Annotated in this window: 13 protein-coding genes; 11 read left to right on the top strand and 2 right to left on the bottom strand. The window is 60.2% G+C overall.

Features of this window, described 5'->3' with window-relative positions; all coding sequences use genetic code 11:
• Nucleotides 1-104 precede the first annotated feature (104 nt).
• Complete coding sequence (locus tag AAEO81_RS28630) at nucleotides 105-2,324, bottom strand: primosomal protein N' (RefSeq protein WP_341960483.1); 2,220 nt, start codon at nucleotides 2,322-2,324, stop codon at nucleotides 105-107.
• 168 nt (nucleotides 2,325-2,492) lie between these two features.
• On the opposite strand from AAEO81_RS28630, the gene rpmE reads away from it, so the two are divergent.
• The 3 genes from rpmE to AAEO81_RS28615 all read left to right on the top strand — a co-directional run bounded on the left by rpmE (nucleotide 2,493) and on the right by AAEO81_RS28615 (nucleotide 4,990).
• Nucleotides 2,493-2,714 carry a 50S ribosomal protein L31 gene (gene rpmE, locus AAEO81_RS28625; protein WP_062379238.1) on the top strand — a complete coding sequence of 74 codons (222 nt, stop codon included), beginning with the start codon at nucleotides 2,493-2,495 and terminating at the stop codon, nucleotides 2,712-2,714.
• Nucleotides 2,715-2,725: 11 nt separating this feature from the next.
• The gene (locus tag AAEO81_RS28620; RefSeq protein ID WP_341964644.1) at nucleotides 2,726-3,541 is read left to right on the top strand and encodes a thermonuclease family protein; all 816 of its coding nucleotides are present in this window, start codon (nucleotides 2,726-2,728) and stop codon (nucleotides 3,539-3,541) included.
• Between the two features lie 180 nt (nucleotides 3,542-3,721).
• Entirely contained in the window at nucleotides 3,722-4,990 is a 1,269-nt protein-coding gene (locus AAEO81_RS28615) for a malic enzyme-like NAD(P)-binding protein (protein WP_341960480.1), read from the top strand.
• Nucleotides 4,991-5,176: 186 nt separating this feature from the next.
• Here the strand turns inward: AAEO81_RS28615 and AAEO81_RS28610 are convergent, their stop codons facing one another.
• A complete protein-coding gene (locus AAEO81_RS28610; RefSeq protein ID WP_341960479.1) occupies nucleotides 5,177-7,654 on the bottom strand; it encodes a penicillin-binding protein 1A in 2,478 nt (825 codons plus the stop codon).
• A gap of 206 nt (nucleotides 7,655-7,860) precedes the next feature.
• Between AAEO81_RS28610 and AAEO81_RS28605 the strand changes: the two genes are divergently transcribed.
• From AAEO81_RS28605 to AAEO81_RS28570, 8 genes are all read left to right on the top strand, one after another.
• Entirely contained in the window at nucleotides 7,861-8,925 is a 1,065-nt protein-coding gene (locus tag AAEO81_RS28605; RefSeq protein WP_166596131.1) for a pilus assembly protein PilM, read from the top strand.
• Nucleotides 8,925-9,512, top strand: coding sequence for a PilN domain-containing protein (locus tag AAEO81_RS28600; protein WP_166596130.1), 588 nt, complete (start codon nucleotides 8,925-8,927; stop codon nucleotides 9,510-9,512). The genes AAEO81_RS28605 and AAEO81_RS28600 overlap by 1 nt, the downstream gene beginning before the upstream one ends.
• Nucleotides 9,509-10,156, top strand: coding sequence for a type 4a pilus biogenesis protein PilO (pilO, locus tag AAEO81_RS28595; protein WP_166596129.1), 648 nt, complete (start codon nucleotides 9,509-9,511; stop codon nucleotides 10,154-10,156). Before AAEO81_RS28600 ends, pilO begins: the two co-directional genes overlap by 4 nt.
• Complete coding sequence (gene pilP / locus AAEO81_RS28590) at nucleotides 10,153-10,680, top strand: type 4a pilus biogenesis lipoprotein PilP (RefSeq protein WP_166596128.1); 528 nt, start codon at nucleotides 10,153-10,155, stop codon at nucleotides 10,678-10,680. The genes pilO and pilP overlap by 4 nt, the downstream gene beginning before the upstream one ends.
• 53 nt (nucleotides 10,681-10,733) lie before the next feature.
• Entirely contained in the window at nucleotides 10,734-12,824 is a 2,091-nt protein-coding gene (gene pilQ / locus AAEO81_RS28585; RefSeq protein WP_166596127.1) for a type IV pilus secretin PilQ, read from the top strand.
• A 4-nt stretch (nucleotides 12,825-12,828) separates the two neighbouring features.
• Nucleotides 12,829-13,347: a shikimate kinase AroK gene (aroK, locus tag AAEO81_RS28580; RefSeq protein WP_110950932.1), complete on the top strand. Its 519-nt coding sequence runs from the start codon at nucleotides 12,829-12,831 to the stop codon at nucleotides 13,345-13,347.
• Between the two features lie 130 nt (nucleotides 13,348-13,477).
• Complete coding sequence (gene aroB / locus AAEO81_RS28575; protein ID WP_166596126.1) at nucleotides 13,478-14,581, top strand: 3-dehydroquinate synthase; 1,104 nt, start codon at nucleotides 13,478-13,480, stop codon at nucleotides 14,579-14,581.
• Between the two features lie 10 nt (nucleotides 14,582-14,591).
• Nucleotides 14,592-16,226 (top strand): AAA family ATPase, encoded by a 1,635-nt coding sequence (locus tag AAEO81_RS28570; RefSeq protein ID WP_341960473.1) that lies wholly within the window; start codon nucleotides 14,592-14,594, stop codon nucleotides 16,224-16,226.
• Nucleotides 16,227-16,230: the final 4 nt, after the last annotated feature.

The raw sequence follows: 16,230 nt of genomic DNA, 5'->3' as shown, positions 1-16,230 counted from the left end.
TCGCGAATGGCGGGTCGAGCCGACACATCTCTATCGGCTGTACGCTTTTTCGCGAATGAATTCGCTCCCACAAAAGTCGATGCGCGCCAGGAGTCCGCATGAGCTCAATAAAGATCCACCGGGTCCACATCCAGCGACCACCTGACCGCCCGCCCGCTCGGCATGCTTTCCAGCGCCAGCAGCCACGTTGCCAGCAGCTTGTGCAGTGGCGCCCTGGCGTTGGCTTGCAGCAACAATTGCGCCCTGTATCTCCCCGCGCGGCGCTCCATCGGAGCCGGAACCGGGCCTAACAGTTCAATCCCGCCCAGCGACATTTCCTTCAACAGCTGTTCCGCTTCCGTACAGGCTTCGTCTAAAAATCCCTCAGCCTGTCCCGGTTTATGGGCTTCAGCGCGCAACAGCGCCAAATGCGAAAACGGGGGCAGGCCCGCTGCGCGACGCTCGCTCAGCGCCTGCTCTGCAAAGGCGGAATACCCCTGCTCGGTGAGCTGGATCAGCAGCGGATGGTCGGCCAGGTGCGTCTGAATGATCACTTTGCCCGGTTCTTCGGCGCGCCCCGCGCGGCCCGCCACCTGCACGATCAACTGGGCCATGCGTTCGCTGGCGCGGAAGTCGCCGGAAAACAGCCCGCCGTCGGCGTCCAGAATCGACACCAGCGTCACGCGGGGGAAGTGGTGACCTTTGGCGAGCATCTGCGTGCCGACGAGAATGCACGGGTGGCCCTTCTGGATGGTGGCAAACAGTTGATTCATTGCGTCCTTGCGCGAGGTGCTGTCGCGATCCACTCGCAGCACCGGATAGTCCGGAAACAGAATCGCCAAGCGTTCTTCGGCGCGCTCCGTCCCCGCGCCGACGGGGCGCAGATCGACTTTGCCACAGGCCGGGCAATTGCGCGGCACCCGCTCGACGTGGCCGCAGTGGTGACAACGCAGCTCGCCGGAGCGCTGATGAACGGTCATCCGCGCATCGCAACGTTTGCATTCGGATAGCCAGCCGCAGTCGTGACACAGCAGCGTCGGCGCGAATCCTCGGCGATTGAGGAACACCAGCACCTGTTGTCCGGCGGCCAGCGTCTGCCCGATGGCTTGCTGCATCGGGCCAGAAATGCCGCTGTCTAGCGGACGACTTTTCACGTCCAGGCGCAGGAAGCGTGGCTGTTGCGCGCCGCCTGCGCGTTGGTTCAGGCGTAGGAGGGCGTACCGGCCGGTGTAGGCATTGTGCAGGCTTTCCAGCGAAGGCGTGGCCGAGCCGAGCACGATCGGGATGTCTTCCTGGCGGGCGCGGACCAGTGCCAGATCCCGCGCGTGATAACGCAGGCCTTCTTGCTGCTTATAAGAGCCGTCGTGTTCTTCGTCGATGATGATCAGGCCGGGGTTCTTCATGGGCGTGAACAGCGCCGAGCGCGTGCCGATGATGATGTCCGCTTCGCCGTCGCGGGCGGCGAGCCAGGCATCCAGGCGATCCCGATCGTTGACCGCCGAATGCAACAGCGCGATCCGCGCATTGAAACGCTGCTCGAAACGAGCGAGGGTCTGCGGGCCGAGATTGATTTCCGGAATCAGCACCAGCGCCTGTTTGCCTGCCTCCAGCGTCTCGCGGATCAGTTGCAGGTAAACCTCGGTCTTGCCGCTGCCGGTCACGCCTGCGAGCAAAGACGCATGAAAACTGCCAAATCCGGAGCGAATGGCTTCATACGCGGCGCGTTGTTCAGTGTTCAGCGGCAGTTCCGGTTGCGCCAGCCAATGCTCATGCCGCGCCACCGGGGCATGGCCGCGCACTTCCACCGTCACCAACTCCTTGGCCAGCAACAGATTGAGGCTGTCACGGTTGAGCATCAGCTTGCTCAGCAATTGATGGGCGACGCCGTGGGGGTGCTGGGCCAGGGTTTGCAACGCTTCTTTCTGTTTCGGCGCTCGGGCGATGCGCGGGTCATCGATGCTGGCGCCGGTCGCGATCTGCCAGAAACGCTCTTGCCGGGCCTCGGCGGGCTCGCCTTGACGCAGCAAGACCGGCAACGCCCAGCTCAACGTGTCACCGAGGCTGTGCTGATAATACTGGGCCGTCCACAGACACAGCTTGAACAGGGCGGGTGGCAGCGGCGCTTCGGTGTCGAGCAGCGCAATCGCGGGCTTCAGTTTGTCCTCGGGCACATCGCTGTGATCGGTGATCTCAACCAGGATGCCGATCATCTCCCGACGCCCGAACGGCACCCGTAACCGCATGCCCGGTTGCAGCGCACTGCGCGCAATCCCGGCGGGGGCGCGGTAGTCGAACAGGCGGCGCAAGGGGGAGGGCAGGGCGAGGCGCAAAATGGCGTCGGGCACGCGGGGGATGTCCTGTTACGGAGTATGACCAAGGGCGCGATCTTAGCAGACGACCGGCGTTAACGCGGCCTTGCGCGTTTCACGTTCTCTGTTAATATGCGCGGCCTAATTCCGTGCGGTATTCAACAATAGTGTTGGGTGGCGGCACGCTAGCCTGAGGAAATACCGATGAAAGCTGATATCCATCCAGTTTACGAAGACGTCGTTGCAACCTGCAGCTGCGGCAACGTCATCCACACCCGTTCCAACCTGGCCAAGCCTCTGAGCCTGGACGTTTGCAACGAGTGCCACCCGTTCTACACCGGTAAGCAAAAGACTCTGGACGTTGGCGGTCGCGTCGACAAGTTCAAGTCGCGTTTCGGTGCGTTCGGCGCAACCAAAGCGAAGTAAGAGTGGATTTTCTGGATCGCTCCCCGAGCTTATCCAGGCTGCTCAAGAAGGCGTCCCTTGCGGGCGCCTTTTTTGTGCCTGCGATTTGGCTCTCTACCGCCCAGGCCTTGTGCCCGGCGCCTTCCAATTTGCCCACCGCGCAGGTTCAGCGCGTGGTAGATGGCGACACCCTTCGTTTGAGTGATGGGCGCAGCGTGCGGATGGTTGGCCTCAATGCGCCGGAAACTGGCAAAAAAGGTCAGTCCGCCCAACCGTTTGCCGAAGCCGCCAAGCGCCGACTGCAAACGTTGGTAGATGAAAGCGACGGTCAAGTCAGTCTGAGGATCGGCGAGCAGGCCGCTGATCATTACGGACGCACCTTGGCCAACGTCTATGGCCGCAATGGCGCAAACCTTGAGGCTCAGCTGCTCACGGAAGGGCTGGGTTATCTGGTGGCGGTCTCCCCGAACGTTTCACTGGTGGATTGCCAGCAGGCCGCAGAAAAGACCGCGCGCCAAGCGGGTGTTGGGATATGGCGCAATTCCCCGGTGCAATCCCCCGAGCAAATCAGCAGCGGTGGATTCGCCCTCGTGTCGGGGCGCGTGACGAATGTTCAGCGCAATGGCGGGGGTATCTGGATCGAGTTCGGCGATGCACTGGTATTGCGTATTGCTCCGAATCTTGTAGGGCAATTCAACAGTGCCAGCCTGCTACGTCTGAAAGGTCAGCAGGTAGAAGCGCGGGGTTGGGTCGTTGACCGATTCCGTCGAGGCGGTCTCAAGTCCGGTCAGCCACGCTGGATGATGCCGATCACGCATCCTGTCATGTTGAATACAACTTCAAGCTAAAATTGTGAACATTTTTTCCATGAATTGTTTTTCTCTGGAGGCCTTTAAAGACGTGGCTCTACGCTGAAAGTCGTAGATGCGGCCTCTTGACACACCTGACCCGGCAGTCTTGTTAGGACTTTCTGACTTGCGTATGCTCGTTCGTCCGTCTGTCCAACAGCAAAAAAGCGGAATGCCCCCATGTCAGATTTGAAAACTGCCGCGCTCGACTATCACGCCAACCCTCGCCCTGGGAAATTGAGCGTAGAACTCACCAAAGCCACCGCCACTGCGCGTGACCTCTCTCTGGCCTACAGCCCGGGTGTGGCTGAGCCAGTGCGTGAGATCGGTCGCGACCCTGAGCTGGCGTACAAGTACACCGGCAAGGGCAACCTGGTTGCGGTCATCTCTGATGGCACCGCGATCCTCGGTCTGGGCAATCTTGGCCCGCTGGCGTCCAAGCCGGTCATGGAAGGCAAAGGCGTTCTGTTCAAGCGTTTCGCTGGCATCGATGTGTTCGACATCGAAGTCGATTCGGAAAGCCCGCAAGCGTTCATCGACACCGTCAAGCGCATCTCCATCACGTTCGGTGGTATCAACCTTGAAGACATCAAGGCACCCGAGTGCTTCGAGATCGAAAAAGCGCTGATCGAACAGTGCGACATTCCGGTGTTCCACGATGACCAGCACGGCACAGCCATCGTAACCGCAGCGGGCATGATCAATGCCCTGGAAATCGCTGGCAAAACGCTGGAAGAAGCGAAGATCGTCTGCCTGGGCGCTGGCGCAGCGGCCATCTCTTGCATGAAGCTGCTGGTGAGCATGGGCGCGAAGATCGAAAACATCTTCATGATTGACCGTAACGGGGTGGTTCACTCCGAGCGTTCCGATCTGAACCAGTACAAGGCGCAATTCGCTCACGCGACTGACAAGCGCACCTTGGCTGACGCACTGAACGGTGCCGACGTGTTCGTCGGCCTGTCGGGTCCGAACCTGCTGAGCCCGGAAGGCTTGAAGTCCATGGCTGCCAATCCGATCGTGTTCGCGTGCTCGAACCCTGATCCGGAAATCTCGCCGGAACTGGCTCACGCCACGCGCAGCGACGTGATCATGGCAACCGGTCGTTCGGACTACCCGAACCAGGTCAACAACGTCCTGGGCTTCCCGTTCATCTTCCGTGGTGCTCTGGACGTTCGCGCCAGGCGCATCAACGAAGAGATGAAAATCGCCGCGGCCAATGCTCTGCGTGAACTGGCCAAGCTGCCAGTGCCGCAGGAAGTCTGCGACGCCTATGGCGGCATCAAGCTGGAGTTCGGCCGTGAGTACATCATCCCGAAACCACTGGACGTGCGTCTGCTGACCGTTGTGTCCGACGCCGTTGCCAAGGCTGCTATCGAAAGCGGCGTCGCGACTCAGCCGTATCCGAAGCACTACCCACTGACCAACGTGGATCAAGTCTTCAACGGCTGATCACACAACGGCAAACAAAAAGCCCTGCAGCGACGCAGGGCTTTTTTGTGTCTTGGGTCGAGCGACAACTGTAGGAGTGAGCTTGCTCGCGATAGCGACGTGTCTGCCGACAATGATGCTGACTGTTATGCCGCCATCGCGAGCAAGCTCACTCCTACAGGTCGACGTAATCCTTGAGCCGCCTCCTCAAAACAGGTCGATCGGCGCCGATTCGTCCGCTGGCAACGGGCTGCCAGGTGCGGGGCCGCCGTTCAATTCGTTCACGCTCGGTGGGGTGTCTTCGCTTTTGAACAGTTCGAAGAACGCGCCTGCCGTGCTTGGCGTGGCGGAGCGGCCGCTGATGGGGTCGATACGCAGGCTGAGGATGCCATCGGGCTCTGCCTGAACGTGCGGCGGCTTGTCCTTGAGCGCTGCACTCATGTAGCTCATCCAGATCGGCAGCGCGACGGTGCCGCCGAACTCGTGACGACCGAGGCTTTCGGGCTGGTCGAAGCCGGTCCACACCGTAGTCACGTAATCGCCGTTGTAACCGGAGAACCAGGCGTCTTTCGAGTCGTTGGTCGTACCGGTCTTGCCTGCGATGTCCGGACGGTTCATCGACAGCGCGCGACGCCCGGTGCCGCGTTTGATCACGTCCTGCAGCATGCTATTGAGGATGTAGGTCGTCCGGCCATCGACAATGCGCGGGGCCACTGCCGGGGTCGGTGGTGCGCCACTGGTGTCGAGTGCATTGGGTACGGTGTTCGCGGTCAGTGCTGGCGTTTCAGGTGCCGCGTAGGTCGTGGCATTGCTGACCATGGCCTCGTTGACGGCTTTCGGGTTCGGGTCGTTGGCCGGGACCGTCGGCGGGTTGGCGACGAACAGCGTCTTGCCTTCGCGGTCTTCGATCTTGTCGATCAGGTACGGGCTGACCTTGTAACCGCCGTTGGCGAACGTGCTCCAGCCGCTGACGATTTCCATCGGGGTCAAGGTTGCCGTGCCGAGGGCCAGCGACAGGTTCGGCGGCAGGTCCTGCTTGTTGAAGCCGAAGCGGGTGATGTAGTTGATCGCGGTGTTCACGCCCAGGCTTTGCAGCAGTCGGATCGACACAAGGTTACGCGACTTGTACAACGCCTCACGCAACCGAATCGGGCCGAGGAAGGTGCCGGTGTCGTTCTTCGGGCGCCAGACCTTGTCCACCGCTTCATCGACGAACACGATCGGCGCGTCGTTGACCAGGCTGGCGGCGGTGTAGCCGTTGTCCAGCGCGGCGGAATACAGGAACGGCTTGAAGCTCGAACCTGGCTGACGCTTGGCCTGCATCGCACGGTTGTAATTGCTCTGCTCAAACGCGAAACCACCCACCAGAGCACGGATTGCGCCGTTATGCGGGTCCAGCGACACCAGCGCGCTTTGCGCCTGCGGGATCTGGCTGAATTTGAGCGAATTGTCGGGTTGCCGTTGCACACGCACCAGATCGCCGACGTGGGCGACGTCCGAGGGCTGTTTCGGGTTCGCGCCGACGCTGTTGGTGTTCAGGAACGCCTTCGCCCATTTCATGCTGTCCCAGGCGACGGTTTCTTCTTTCTCGCCGTTGCGGGTCAGGACGTGAATGCCGGTCTTGTCGACCTGGCTGACGATGGCCGGTTCGAGGCCACTGATCGGGCGCTGCTTGGTCAGCTCCTGTACCCAGCCGTCGCGGGTCAGGCCGGGAAAACGGCTTTCCGGACCACGGTAGCCATGACGCTGGTCGTATTCGATCAGGCCATCCTGCACGGCTTTATTGGCGTCTTCCTGAAGATTGCTCGGAACAGTAGTGGTGACGCGGAAGCCTTCTGTGTAGGCTTCGCTGCCGTAACGGCCGACCATCTCGGCGCGGGCCATTTCGGCGATGTACGGCGCGTTCACTTCAGGGCTCTGAACGTGATAGCTGGCGTTGATCGGCTCGGCCAGGGCGACCTGATAGGTGTTCTGATCGATTTTGCCGAGCTTGAACATGCGGCCCAGAATCCAGTCGCGACGCTCTTTGGCGCGCACCGGGTTGGCCAGTGGGTTGAATCGTGACGGTGCCTTGGGCAGACCGGCGATCATTGCCATCTGCGCGACGCTCAGGTCACGAATGGATTTGCCGTAATAAACCTGTGCTGCGGCCTCGATACCGTAAGCCCTGTTGCCCAGGTAGATCTTGTTGACGTAAAGCTCGAGAATCTCGTCCTTCGTAAGTTGGCGCTCGATTTGCAAGGCCAAGAGAATCTCGGTGGTTTTGCGCGAAAAACTGCGCTCGCTTGTCAGGAAGTAGTTCTTCGCAACCTGCATGGTGATGGTCGAGCCGCCGGACTGAATGTGACCGCTCTTGACCAGTTGGCTGGCGGCGCGCATCAGGCTGCTGGGGTCAACGCCGTAGTGGTTGGCGAAGTTGTCGTCTTCGGCGGACAGCAGGGCGTGAATGAAATTGGGTGGAATGTCGGCGAAACGGATCGGGGAGCGGCGCATTTCGCCAAACTCTGCAATCAGCTTGCCGTCGCTGCTGAAGACGCGCAGCGGGATTTGCAGCTGAATGTTGCGCAGGGCGTCGACCGAAGGAAGATTCGGAGACAGGTAAAGGAAGGCACCGCTCAAGCCGAGCAGCAGCCCGCAGACGACAGCGACGATGGACCACCAGAAAAACTTCAGCAGGCGTATCAAGGCTTTTGGATTTCCAGAAAAAAGAATGGGTTAAGCGCAGGCATTCACAAATGAACACGCCTTGAAGCTTTGCTACACGAAAAAAACGCTGGGCATTATAAGCATTTTTCGTCGCCGAGCGTTATTTGCGCTACTGTCAAGGCTGCCGACAGTGGTGTTGGACAAAAAAATATCCGTAAGTGACGGAAACGCATAGGGAATCGGTTGTGTTCGAACTCTTCAGTAAGAAGGCCAATACCCTTCTAGGGATCGATATTAGCTCCACCTCGGTGAAACTCCTTGAACTGAGTCGTTCCGGCACCCGCTACAAGGTCGAGTCTTACGCGGTCGAGCCACTGCCCGCCAACGCGGTGGTGGAAAAAAACATTGCCGAACTGGAAGGGGTCGGCAATGCGTTGACGCGGGTGTTGGTAAAAGCCAAGACAAACGTCAAAATCGCGGCGGTTGCAGTGGCGGGTTCGGCGGTCATTACCAAGACCATCGAGATGGATGCCGGTCTTTCCGACGACGAGATGGAAAACCAGCTCAAGATCGAAGCCGACCAATACATTCCCTATCCGCTTGAAGAAGTTGCTATCGATTTCGAGGTGCAAGGCTATTCGGCACGCAATCCCGAGCGTGTCGATGTGCTGCTCGCTGCCTGCCGCAAGGAAAACGTCGAAGTCCGCGAAGCTGCGTTGGCGCTGGCCAACCTGACCGCGCGCGTGGTCGATGTTGAAGCCTACGCGTTGGAGCGCTCCTTCGGCCTGTTGTCCGCTCAGTTGGGTCAGGATCACGAACAACTGACCGTCGCAGTCATCGACATCGGCGCCACCATGACCACACTCAGCGTGCTGCACAACGGCCGCATCATTTATACCCGCGAGCAACTGTTTGGCGGGCGTCAGCTCACTGAAGAAATTCAGCGCCGTTACGGCCTGTCCCTCGGCGAAGCCGGGCTTGCGAAGAAGCAGGGCGGCTTGCCGGACGACTACACGCTAGAAGTGCTGCAGCCGTTCAAGGACGCCGTGGTTCAGCAGGTTTCCCGCTCGTTGCAGTTCTTCTTCGCCGCCGGTCAGTACAACCGTGTCGACTACATCATGCTGGCAGGCGGGACGGCATCCATTGCCGGACTGGACCGTCTGATCCAGGAACGCCTGGGCACCCCGACCATGGTCGCCAACCCTTTTGCCGACATGGCGCTCAGCGCCAAGGTGAACGCGGGCGCGCTGGCGAGTGACGCCCCGGCCTTGATGATCGCGTGCGGTCTGGCGTTGAGGAGCTTCGATTAATGGCACGGATCAACTTACTCCCCTGGCGGGAACAGCTGCGCGAAGAGCGCAAGAAACGCTTTCTGCTTTCCTTGGCCGGTGTATTGGTAGCCGGTGTCGGCGCCATTTTCCTGGCTGATCAATATTTGAGCAGTGCGATCAGTCATCAAAACGCGCGCAACCAGTTCATCAAGACCGAAATCGTCCAGCTCGATGCAAAAATCAAAGAGATCAGCGAGCTGAAGGCCCGTCGCAAGCAGCTGCTGGAGCGGATGAAGATCATTCAGGACTTGCAGGGCAACCGGCCGATCATTGGCCGCGTCTTCGATCAACTGGCGCGTACGTTGCCGGACGGGGTGTATTTCAACGAAGTGAAAATGACGGACAAGCTGATCAGTATTTCCGGCGCGGCTGAATCCAACAACCGTGTCTCGGACCTGTTGCGTAACCTTGAAGCGTCCGACTGGCTGGAGTCGCCGAGCCTGACCGAAGTGAAGGCGAACAGCGCGGCGGGATCGGCTGATCAGTCCAATGCCTTCCAATTGACGGTGCGTCAGACGCAACCTCCTGCTGAGCCCACCACTCCGGCGAAGGGGGTCAAGCCATGAACATGAATGAATGGCTGGACAGCCTGCGCAAGATCGACATCAACGATCTGGACATCAATAACCTCGGTTCCTGGCCCGCAGCGGTCAAGACCATCGCGGGCGCCCTGTTGCTCGTGCTGGTGCTGGCCGGTGGCTACTTCTTCTACATTCAGGACATGCAGACCCAGCTGGACCAGGCACGCAATGACGAGACCGCGTTGAGAGAGCAGTTCTCCAACAAGGCTTATCAAGCGGCCAACCTGCCGGCTTACAAGTCGCAGATGGTCGACATGGAGAACACTTTCGGCGCGCTGCTGCGGCAACTGCCCAGCGACACCGAGGTGCCGGGCCTGCTGGAAGACATCACCCGCACCGGCCTGGGCAGCGGTCTGGAGTTCGAAGAGATCAAGCTTCTGCCTGAAGCGGCCCAGCAGTTCTACATCGAGCTGCCGATACAGATCACAGTCACTGGCGCTTATCACGATCTCGCCACCTTCGTCAGCGGCGTGGCCAGCCTGCCGCGGATCGTGACGCTGCATGATTTCGAAATCAAACCGGTGGACCCCAAGTCTCCTGGAAAACTGCGCATGAGCATTCTCGCCAAGACCTATCGCTATAACGACAAGGGACTTCAGAACATCGACAACAAGGGGCCCGCGAAATGAGGGCCGTGCATTGGTTGTGCCTCGGCGCTGCGCTGATGGGGTTGGCAGGTTGCGACAGTTCCAGTGATTTCGACGACTTGAAGCAGTTCATGGCCGAGGTCCGCGCCCGGCCGGTAGGCAATATCGAGCCGATGCCGAAGTTTCGGCCTTATGAAGCGTTCACCTACGCGGCTGCCAGTTTGCGCAGCCCGTTCCAGCCGCCGATCAAGGTCGATCTGATCGCCCGGCAGAAAGGCACGCATCTGGTCCAGCCGGACCCGACGCGGGTCAAGCAGTTCCTGGAAGGCTTCAACATCGACGGCTTTGAAATGGTCGGCACGTTGAGCAACGAAACCGGTACGTTCGCGTTGCTGCGTGGCGCGGGCGGGGTTCATCGGGTCAAAGTGGGCGATTATCTGGGCCGCAACGATGGCCGGATCGTCTCGATCACCGACTCCGAAGTGCAGGTGATCGAAATCGTGCCTGATGGAGAGGGGGCGTGGCTTGAGCGGCCGCGCAGCATATCCCTGAAAGAACGCTCATGAAGACGGCAAGCAAGCGAAACACCTTCGGATCTGCACAGTGGTGGAATGTGAACATGACTAGGATTCTTTCGATTATCGGCGTGTCGCTATGGATGGCGATGCTTTCACCGATTCTCCAGGCGGCCAACCTCAAGACGCTCGATGTCGCCGCATTGCCGGGGGATCGGGTCGAGTTGAAACTTTCCTTCGACGGCCCTGTGGCCGCCCCGCGCGGCTATACCACCGAGCAACCGGCGCGCATCGCGCTGGACTTGCCCGGCGTGACCAGCCAACTGGCGATCAAGAGCCGGGACCTGGGGTCGGGTAACGCTCACAGTGTCGTGGTGGTCGAAGCCAAGGATCGCACCCGTGTGATCATCAACCTGACCACGCTCGCGCCCTATAGCTCCCGCGTGGATGGCAACAACCTGTTCGTCGTCGTCGGGCAGGGTGCCGCCGCCGCGCAAGGTTCACAGCCAAGTACCGCCCAAGGCGCGCCGCGCGTGAGCGTGCCTCCTGCAACGGCCAGCGCCGCGCAAGCCAAACCGGCCCCTCGCTCCTTTGCGCCGGGTCCGCGTTCGATCAAGAACGTCGATTTCCAGCGCGGCGAACTGGGTGAAGGCAACGTTGTGATCGAGCTGAGCGATGCAGGCATTGCGCCGGACATTCAGGAGCAGGGCGGCAAGATTCGTGTGGATTTCGCCAAGACTCAACTGCCTGATCCGTTGCGCGTACGCCTCGACGTGAAGGATTTCGCCACACCGGTCCAGTTCGTGAACTCCAGCGTGAGCGGCGACAAGGCGAGCATCTCCATCGAGCCGTCCGGTGCGTTCGATTACTCGGCCTATCAAACCGAAAACAAACTGACCATCAGCGTGCGTCCGTTGACCAACGAAGACGTCGCTCGCCGCAATGCCGACAAGCTGGTCTACACCGGCGAGAAACTGTCGCTGAACTTCCAGGACATTGACGTGCGCTCGGTGCTGCAATTGATCGCCGACTTCACCAATCTCAATCTGGTGGCCAGTGACACCGTTCAAGGCGGCATCACCCTGCGTCTGCAAAACGTGCCGTGGGACCAGGCGCTTGACCTGGTGCTCAAGACCAAAGGCCTGGACAAGCGCAAGATCGGCAACGTGTTGCTGGTCGCGCCTGCTGACGAGATTGCCGCTCGTGAACGTCAGGAGCTGGAATCGCTGAAGCAGATTGCCGAGCTCGCACCGCTGCGTCGTGAACTGCTGCAAGTGAACTATGCCAAGGCTGCGGACATCGCCAAGCTGTTCCAGTCGGTGACCAGCGCTGAGTCGAAGACCGACGAGCGCGGTTCGATCACCGTCGATGAGCGGACCAACAACATCATCGCCTATCAAACGCAGGACCGGCTCGATGAGCTGCGCCGTATCGTCTCGCAGCTGGACATTCCTGTGCGTCAGGTGATGATCGAGGCGCGCATCGTCGAAGCCAACGTCGACTACGACAAGGCGCTGGGTGTGCGTTGGGGCGGTTCCACCACCGGCGGTAAATACACCACGGGCGGTAATGGCACGGTGACGGGCGCTGGTAACACCAATGGCCCATACGTGGACATGGGAGTGGCCAACCCAACGTCTTCGATTGGTCTGGGCTTCCTGACCAACAACACGATTCTCGACCTTGAACTGACCGCCATGGAAAAAACCGGTAACGGTGAGGTGGTGTCGCAACCCAAGGTCGTCACTTCGGACAAGGAAACCGCGAAAATTCTGAAAGGTACAGAAGTGCCGTATCAGGAAGCGAGTTCCAGCGGTGCGACGTCGGTGTCGTTCAAAGAGGCGTCGTTGTCCCTGGAAGTAACCCCGCAGATCACTCCGGACAACCGCATCATCATGGAAGTGAAGGTGACCAAGGACGAACCTGACTACGTGAACACCGTGTTGGGCGTACCGCCGATCAAGAAAAACGAAGTCAACGCCAAGGTGCTGGTGGCCGACGGCGAAACCATCGTGATTGGTGGCGTGTTCTCCAATACACAGAATAAAGTCGTCGATAAGGTGCCATTTTTGGGCGATGTGCCGTATGTTGGCCGCCTTTTCCGGCGGGATGTTGTCTCGGAGAAAAAATCCGAGCTGTTGGTGTTCCTCACTCCGCGTATCATGAACAACCAGGCGATTGCTGTGAGTCGTTGATTCTGTGCGAAATTTAATACTTGTGGGACCGATGGGGGCTGGCAAAAGCACCATCGGTCGTCTGCTGGCCAAAGAGCTTCGACTGCCGTTCAAGGATTCCGACAAGGAAATCGAACTGCGAACGGGCGCCAATATCCCGTGGATCTTCGACAAGGAAGGTGAAGCGGGCTTTCGAGATCGTGAACAAGCCATGATTGCCGAGCTGTGCGCCTTTGATGGCGTGGTGCTTGCGACCGGTGGCGGCGCGGTCATGCGTGAAGAAAACCGTCGAGCCCTGCACGCGGGTGGGCGGGTGGTGTATCTGCACGCTTCCGTGGAACAGCAAGTCGGCCGTACGTCCCGTGATCGCAATCGGCCGCTTCTGCGGACCGCAGACCCGGCACGGGTGTTGCGCGAGCTATTGGCCATCCGCGATCCGTTCTATCGGGAAATCGCCGACGTCATTATCGAAACCGATGAGCGGCCTCCCCGGATGGTGGTGCTTGACATCCTCGCCCTGTTGGCCGAGCTTCCTCCCCGTTAAAGCGCAGGCGGAAATGCGCTATCCTCGGCGACCATAAAAAGCAGGGTCGCCAAAAGGCCTTGCGCCATGGTCCGTATCGATGCGCTGGCGTCGAACAGGCATCTAATTGTTATAAAGAGTGTGGGGATACATGCAGACACTTAAGGTCGAGCTTGGCGAGCGGAGCTACCCGATTCACATTGGCGAAGGCTTGTTGGATCAACCTGAACTGCTCACGCCGTACATCGCAGGCAAACAGGTCGCGATCGTTTCCAACAGCACCGTCGCGCCGCTCTACATCGAGCGCCTGACCAAGACGCTGGCCGGTTACAACGTGCTGCCTATCGTGTTGCCCGATGGCGAAGCCTTCAAGAACTGGGAAACCCTGCAGCTCATCTTCGACGCCCTCCTGACCGCACGTCATGACCGCCGCACCACCGTGATTGCACTCGGTGGCGGTGTGATTGGTGACATGGCTGGTTTTGCTGCCGCGTGCTATCAGCGGGGCGTGGACTTCATTCAGGTGCCGACCACGCTGCTGTCGCAGGTCGATTCGTCCGTGGGTGGCAAGACCGGCATCAACCATCCGCTGGGCAAAAACATGGTTGGCGCGTTCTATCAGCCGAACGCCGTGCTGATCGACACTCTCTCGCTGAACACCCTGCCTGAACGCGAGCTGTCTGCCGGGCTTGCCGAGGTCATCAAATACGGTCTGATATGTGACGAGCCGTTCCTGACATGGCTCGAAGAGAATATGGACAAGCTGCGTGGTCTGGATCAGGCCACGTTGACCACCGCCATCGAGCGCTCCTGTGCGGCCAAGGCTGCTGTGGTCGGTGCCGATGAGCGAGAGTCGGGCGTGCGCGCCACGTTGAATCTGGGCCACACCTTCGGCCATGCCATCGAAACCCAAATGGGTTACGGCGTCTGGTTGCACGGTGAGGCGGTGGCAGCCGGTACGGTCATGGCGCTGGAGATGTCCTCGCGCCTTGGCTGGATCAGCGAACAGGAGCGGGATCGTGGTATCCGTCTGTTTCAGCGCGCCGGTTTGCCCGTGGTGCCCCCTGAAGACATGACGCCTGAGCATTTCCTTGAGCACATGGCGGTGGACAAGAAGGTGATCGATGGTCGTTTGCGCCTGGTGCTGTTGCGCCGGATGGGCGAAGCAGTGGTGACCGACGAATATCCAAGAGAAGTACTACAGGCCACACTGGTCGCGGACTACCGCGCCTTGGTGGATCAGCTTAGAGGTTAATGAGAAATCCATGACTAGCTTGCACGCCGATGAGGCCTTTCTCGGTCACTACCAATTGAGTCATGACCCCTTTGCCACTCGGGTCCCGGGCTTCAAGTTCTTCCCGGCCCAGCGCAAGCCCGTGCTGGGTCAACTGCACCACCTGGCCCGCTACAGCCAATTGCTGCTGTTGGTCACCGGCCCACATGGCAGCGGCAAGACGCTGCTGCGTCAGGCGCTGGTCGCCAGCACTAACAAACAGTCCGTGCAGAGCGTTGTGGTCTCCGCCCGTGGCGCCGGTGATGCGTCGGGCGTGCTGCGTCAGGTGGCTCAGGCGCTGAACGTTGCTCAGCCGGAAATGCAGTCCATCCTGTCGCAGGTCGTGCAGTTGGGCCTGACCGGTCAGGAAGTCTACGTGTTGGTAGACGATGCCGAACAACTGGGCGAATCCGCACTCGAAGCGTTGTTGGGATTGGCGGCAGGCACCCCTGAGGGGCGTCCGCACGTCTTCCTGTTCGGCGAGGCTTCGATCATCGATCGTCTGGATCAGCTGTGCGCCGAGAGCGGTTCGGAAGAAGAGCGTTTTCACGTCATCGAGCTGGCACCGTACACCGAAGAAGAAACCCGTGAGTATCTGGCTCAACGCCTCGAAGGCGCCGGTCAAGGCATTGAAGTGTTCAGTGCCGAGCAGATCACCGATATTCACGAACAGTCCAATGGATGGCCGGGCGCGATCAACCAGGTCGCGCGCGATTCGATGATCGAAGCCATGATCGCCAGCCGCTCTGCGGTCAAGCGTCCAAGTATGGGGTTCAAGATGCCTAAGAAACACGTGTTGGCTTTGGGTGGGGTTGTGGTCGCGGCAGTGCTCGCGGCGTGGTTGATTCCAGGGCGCAACACCGCGCCAACGGCTCCGGCCAACTCCCAGGCACAACTGCCGCTGGGCCAAGGCAAAGCGCCTGCTCAGCAATCGAACAACGGTGGCCCGGCCATTGAGTTCGCCGGTAATTCGCAACCGATGCCGCTACCGTTGGTCGGTAACTCGCAGCCAGTGATGCGCGGTCCTTTGGCCGAAGCCGCGGGGTCAGGCGAAGGTGATGGCGAAGACGGTGGCCCTGCCGCCAATCAATCGCTGCAACCGCCGACTGTGACCACGACCGCTCCGCCGGCCGGTGCTGCTGCGGGCCCAGCGCCGCAGATGGCGCAAACCCAGGTTCCGACGCCTCGTCCGGCGCCGGCACCTGCCGCCAAGCCGACACCGGCTCCTGCGCCCGCTGCCAAGCCCGCTCCTGCGCCTGCGCAGGTTGCGACGGCCAAGCCAGCGCCCAAGCCAGCCGAGAAGCCAGCAGCGCCTGCCGCTGCCGCGCCAGCTTCTGCAGGCGGCACCTGGTACGCCGGTCAGGCACCGACGCATTTCGTCGTGCAAATCCTCGGCACCAGCTCCGAAGCTACGGCCCAGAGCTACGTGAAAGAGCAGGGCGCCGAGTACCGTTATTTCAAGAAAACCCTGCAAGGCAAGCCGTTGTTCGTGGTCACCTACGGCAGTTTTGCCGACCGCAATGCAGCACTCGCCGCTATCAAGAACTTGCCAGCGAAGGTTCAGGCTGGTAAACCTTGGCCTCGCACTGTCGGCAGTATCCAACAGGAACTCGCCGCAGCCCGCTGAAGAC

The sequence above is a fragment of the Pseudomonas sp. RC10 genome, assembly GCF_038397775.1.
Taxonomy (GTDB): Bacteria; Pseudomonadota; Gammaproteobacteria; order Pseudomonadales; family Pseudomonadaceae; genus Aquipseudomonas; species Aquipseudomonas bambusae.
The sequence above is the reverse complement of the archived record's forward strand: the minus strand, read 5'-3'. Positions and strand labels throughout refer to the sequence as shown.

What these genes read in the sequence shown, in the direction of transcription:
- AAEO81_RS28600 (WP_166596130.1), top strand. Translation starts at nt 8,925, where the DNA reads ATGGCACGGATCAACTTACTCCCCTGGCGGGAACAGCTGCGCGAAGAG.
- AAEO81_RS28570 (WP_341960473.1), top strand. Translation starts at nt 14,592, where the DNA reads ATGACTAGCTTGCACGCCGATGAGGCCTTTCTCGGTCACTACCAATTG.
- aroB (WP_166596126.1), top strand. Translation starts at nt 13,478, where the DNA reads ATGCAGACACTTAAGGTCGAGCTTGGCGAGCGGAGCTACCCGATTCAC.
- pilP (WP_166596128.1), top strand. Translation starts at nt 10,153, where the DNA reads ATGAGGGCCGTGCATTGGTTGTGCCTCGGCGCTGCGCTGATGGGGTTG.
- pilO (WP_166596129.1), top strand. Translation starts at nt 9,509, where the DNA reads ATGAACATGAATGAATGGCTGGACAGCCTGCGCAAGATCGACATCAAC.
- pilQ (WP_166596127.1), top strand. Translation starts at nt 10,734, where the DNA reads ATGACTAGGATTCTTTCGATTATCGGCGTGTCGCTATGGATGGCGATG.
- rpmE (WP_062379238.1), top strand. Translation starts at nt 2,493, where the DNA reads ATGAAAGCTGATATCCATCCAGTTTACGAAGACGTCGTTGCAACCTGC.
- AAEO81_RS28615 (WP_341960480.1), top strand. Translation starts at nt 3,722, where the DNA reads ATGTCAGATTTGAAAACTGCCGCGCTCGACTATCACGCCAACCCTCGC.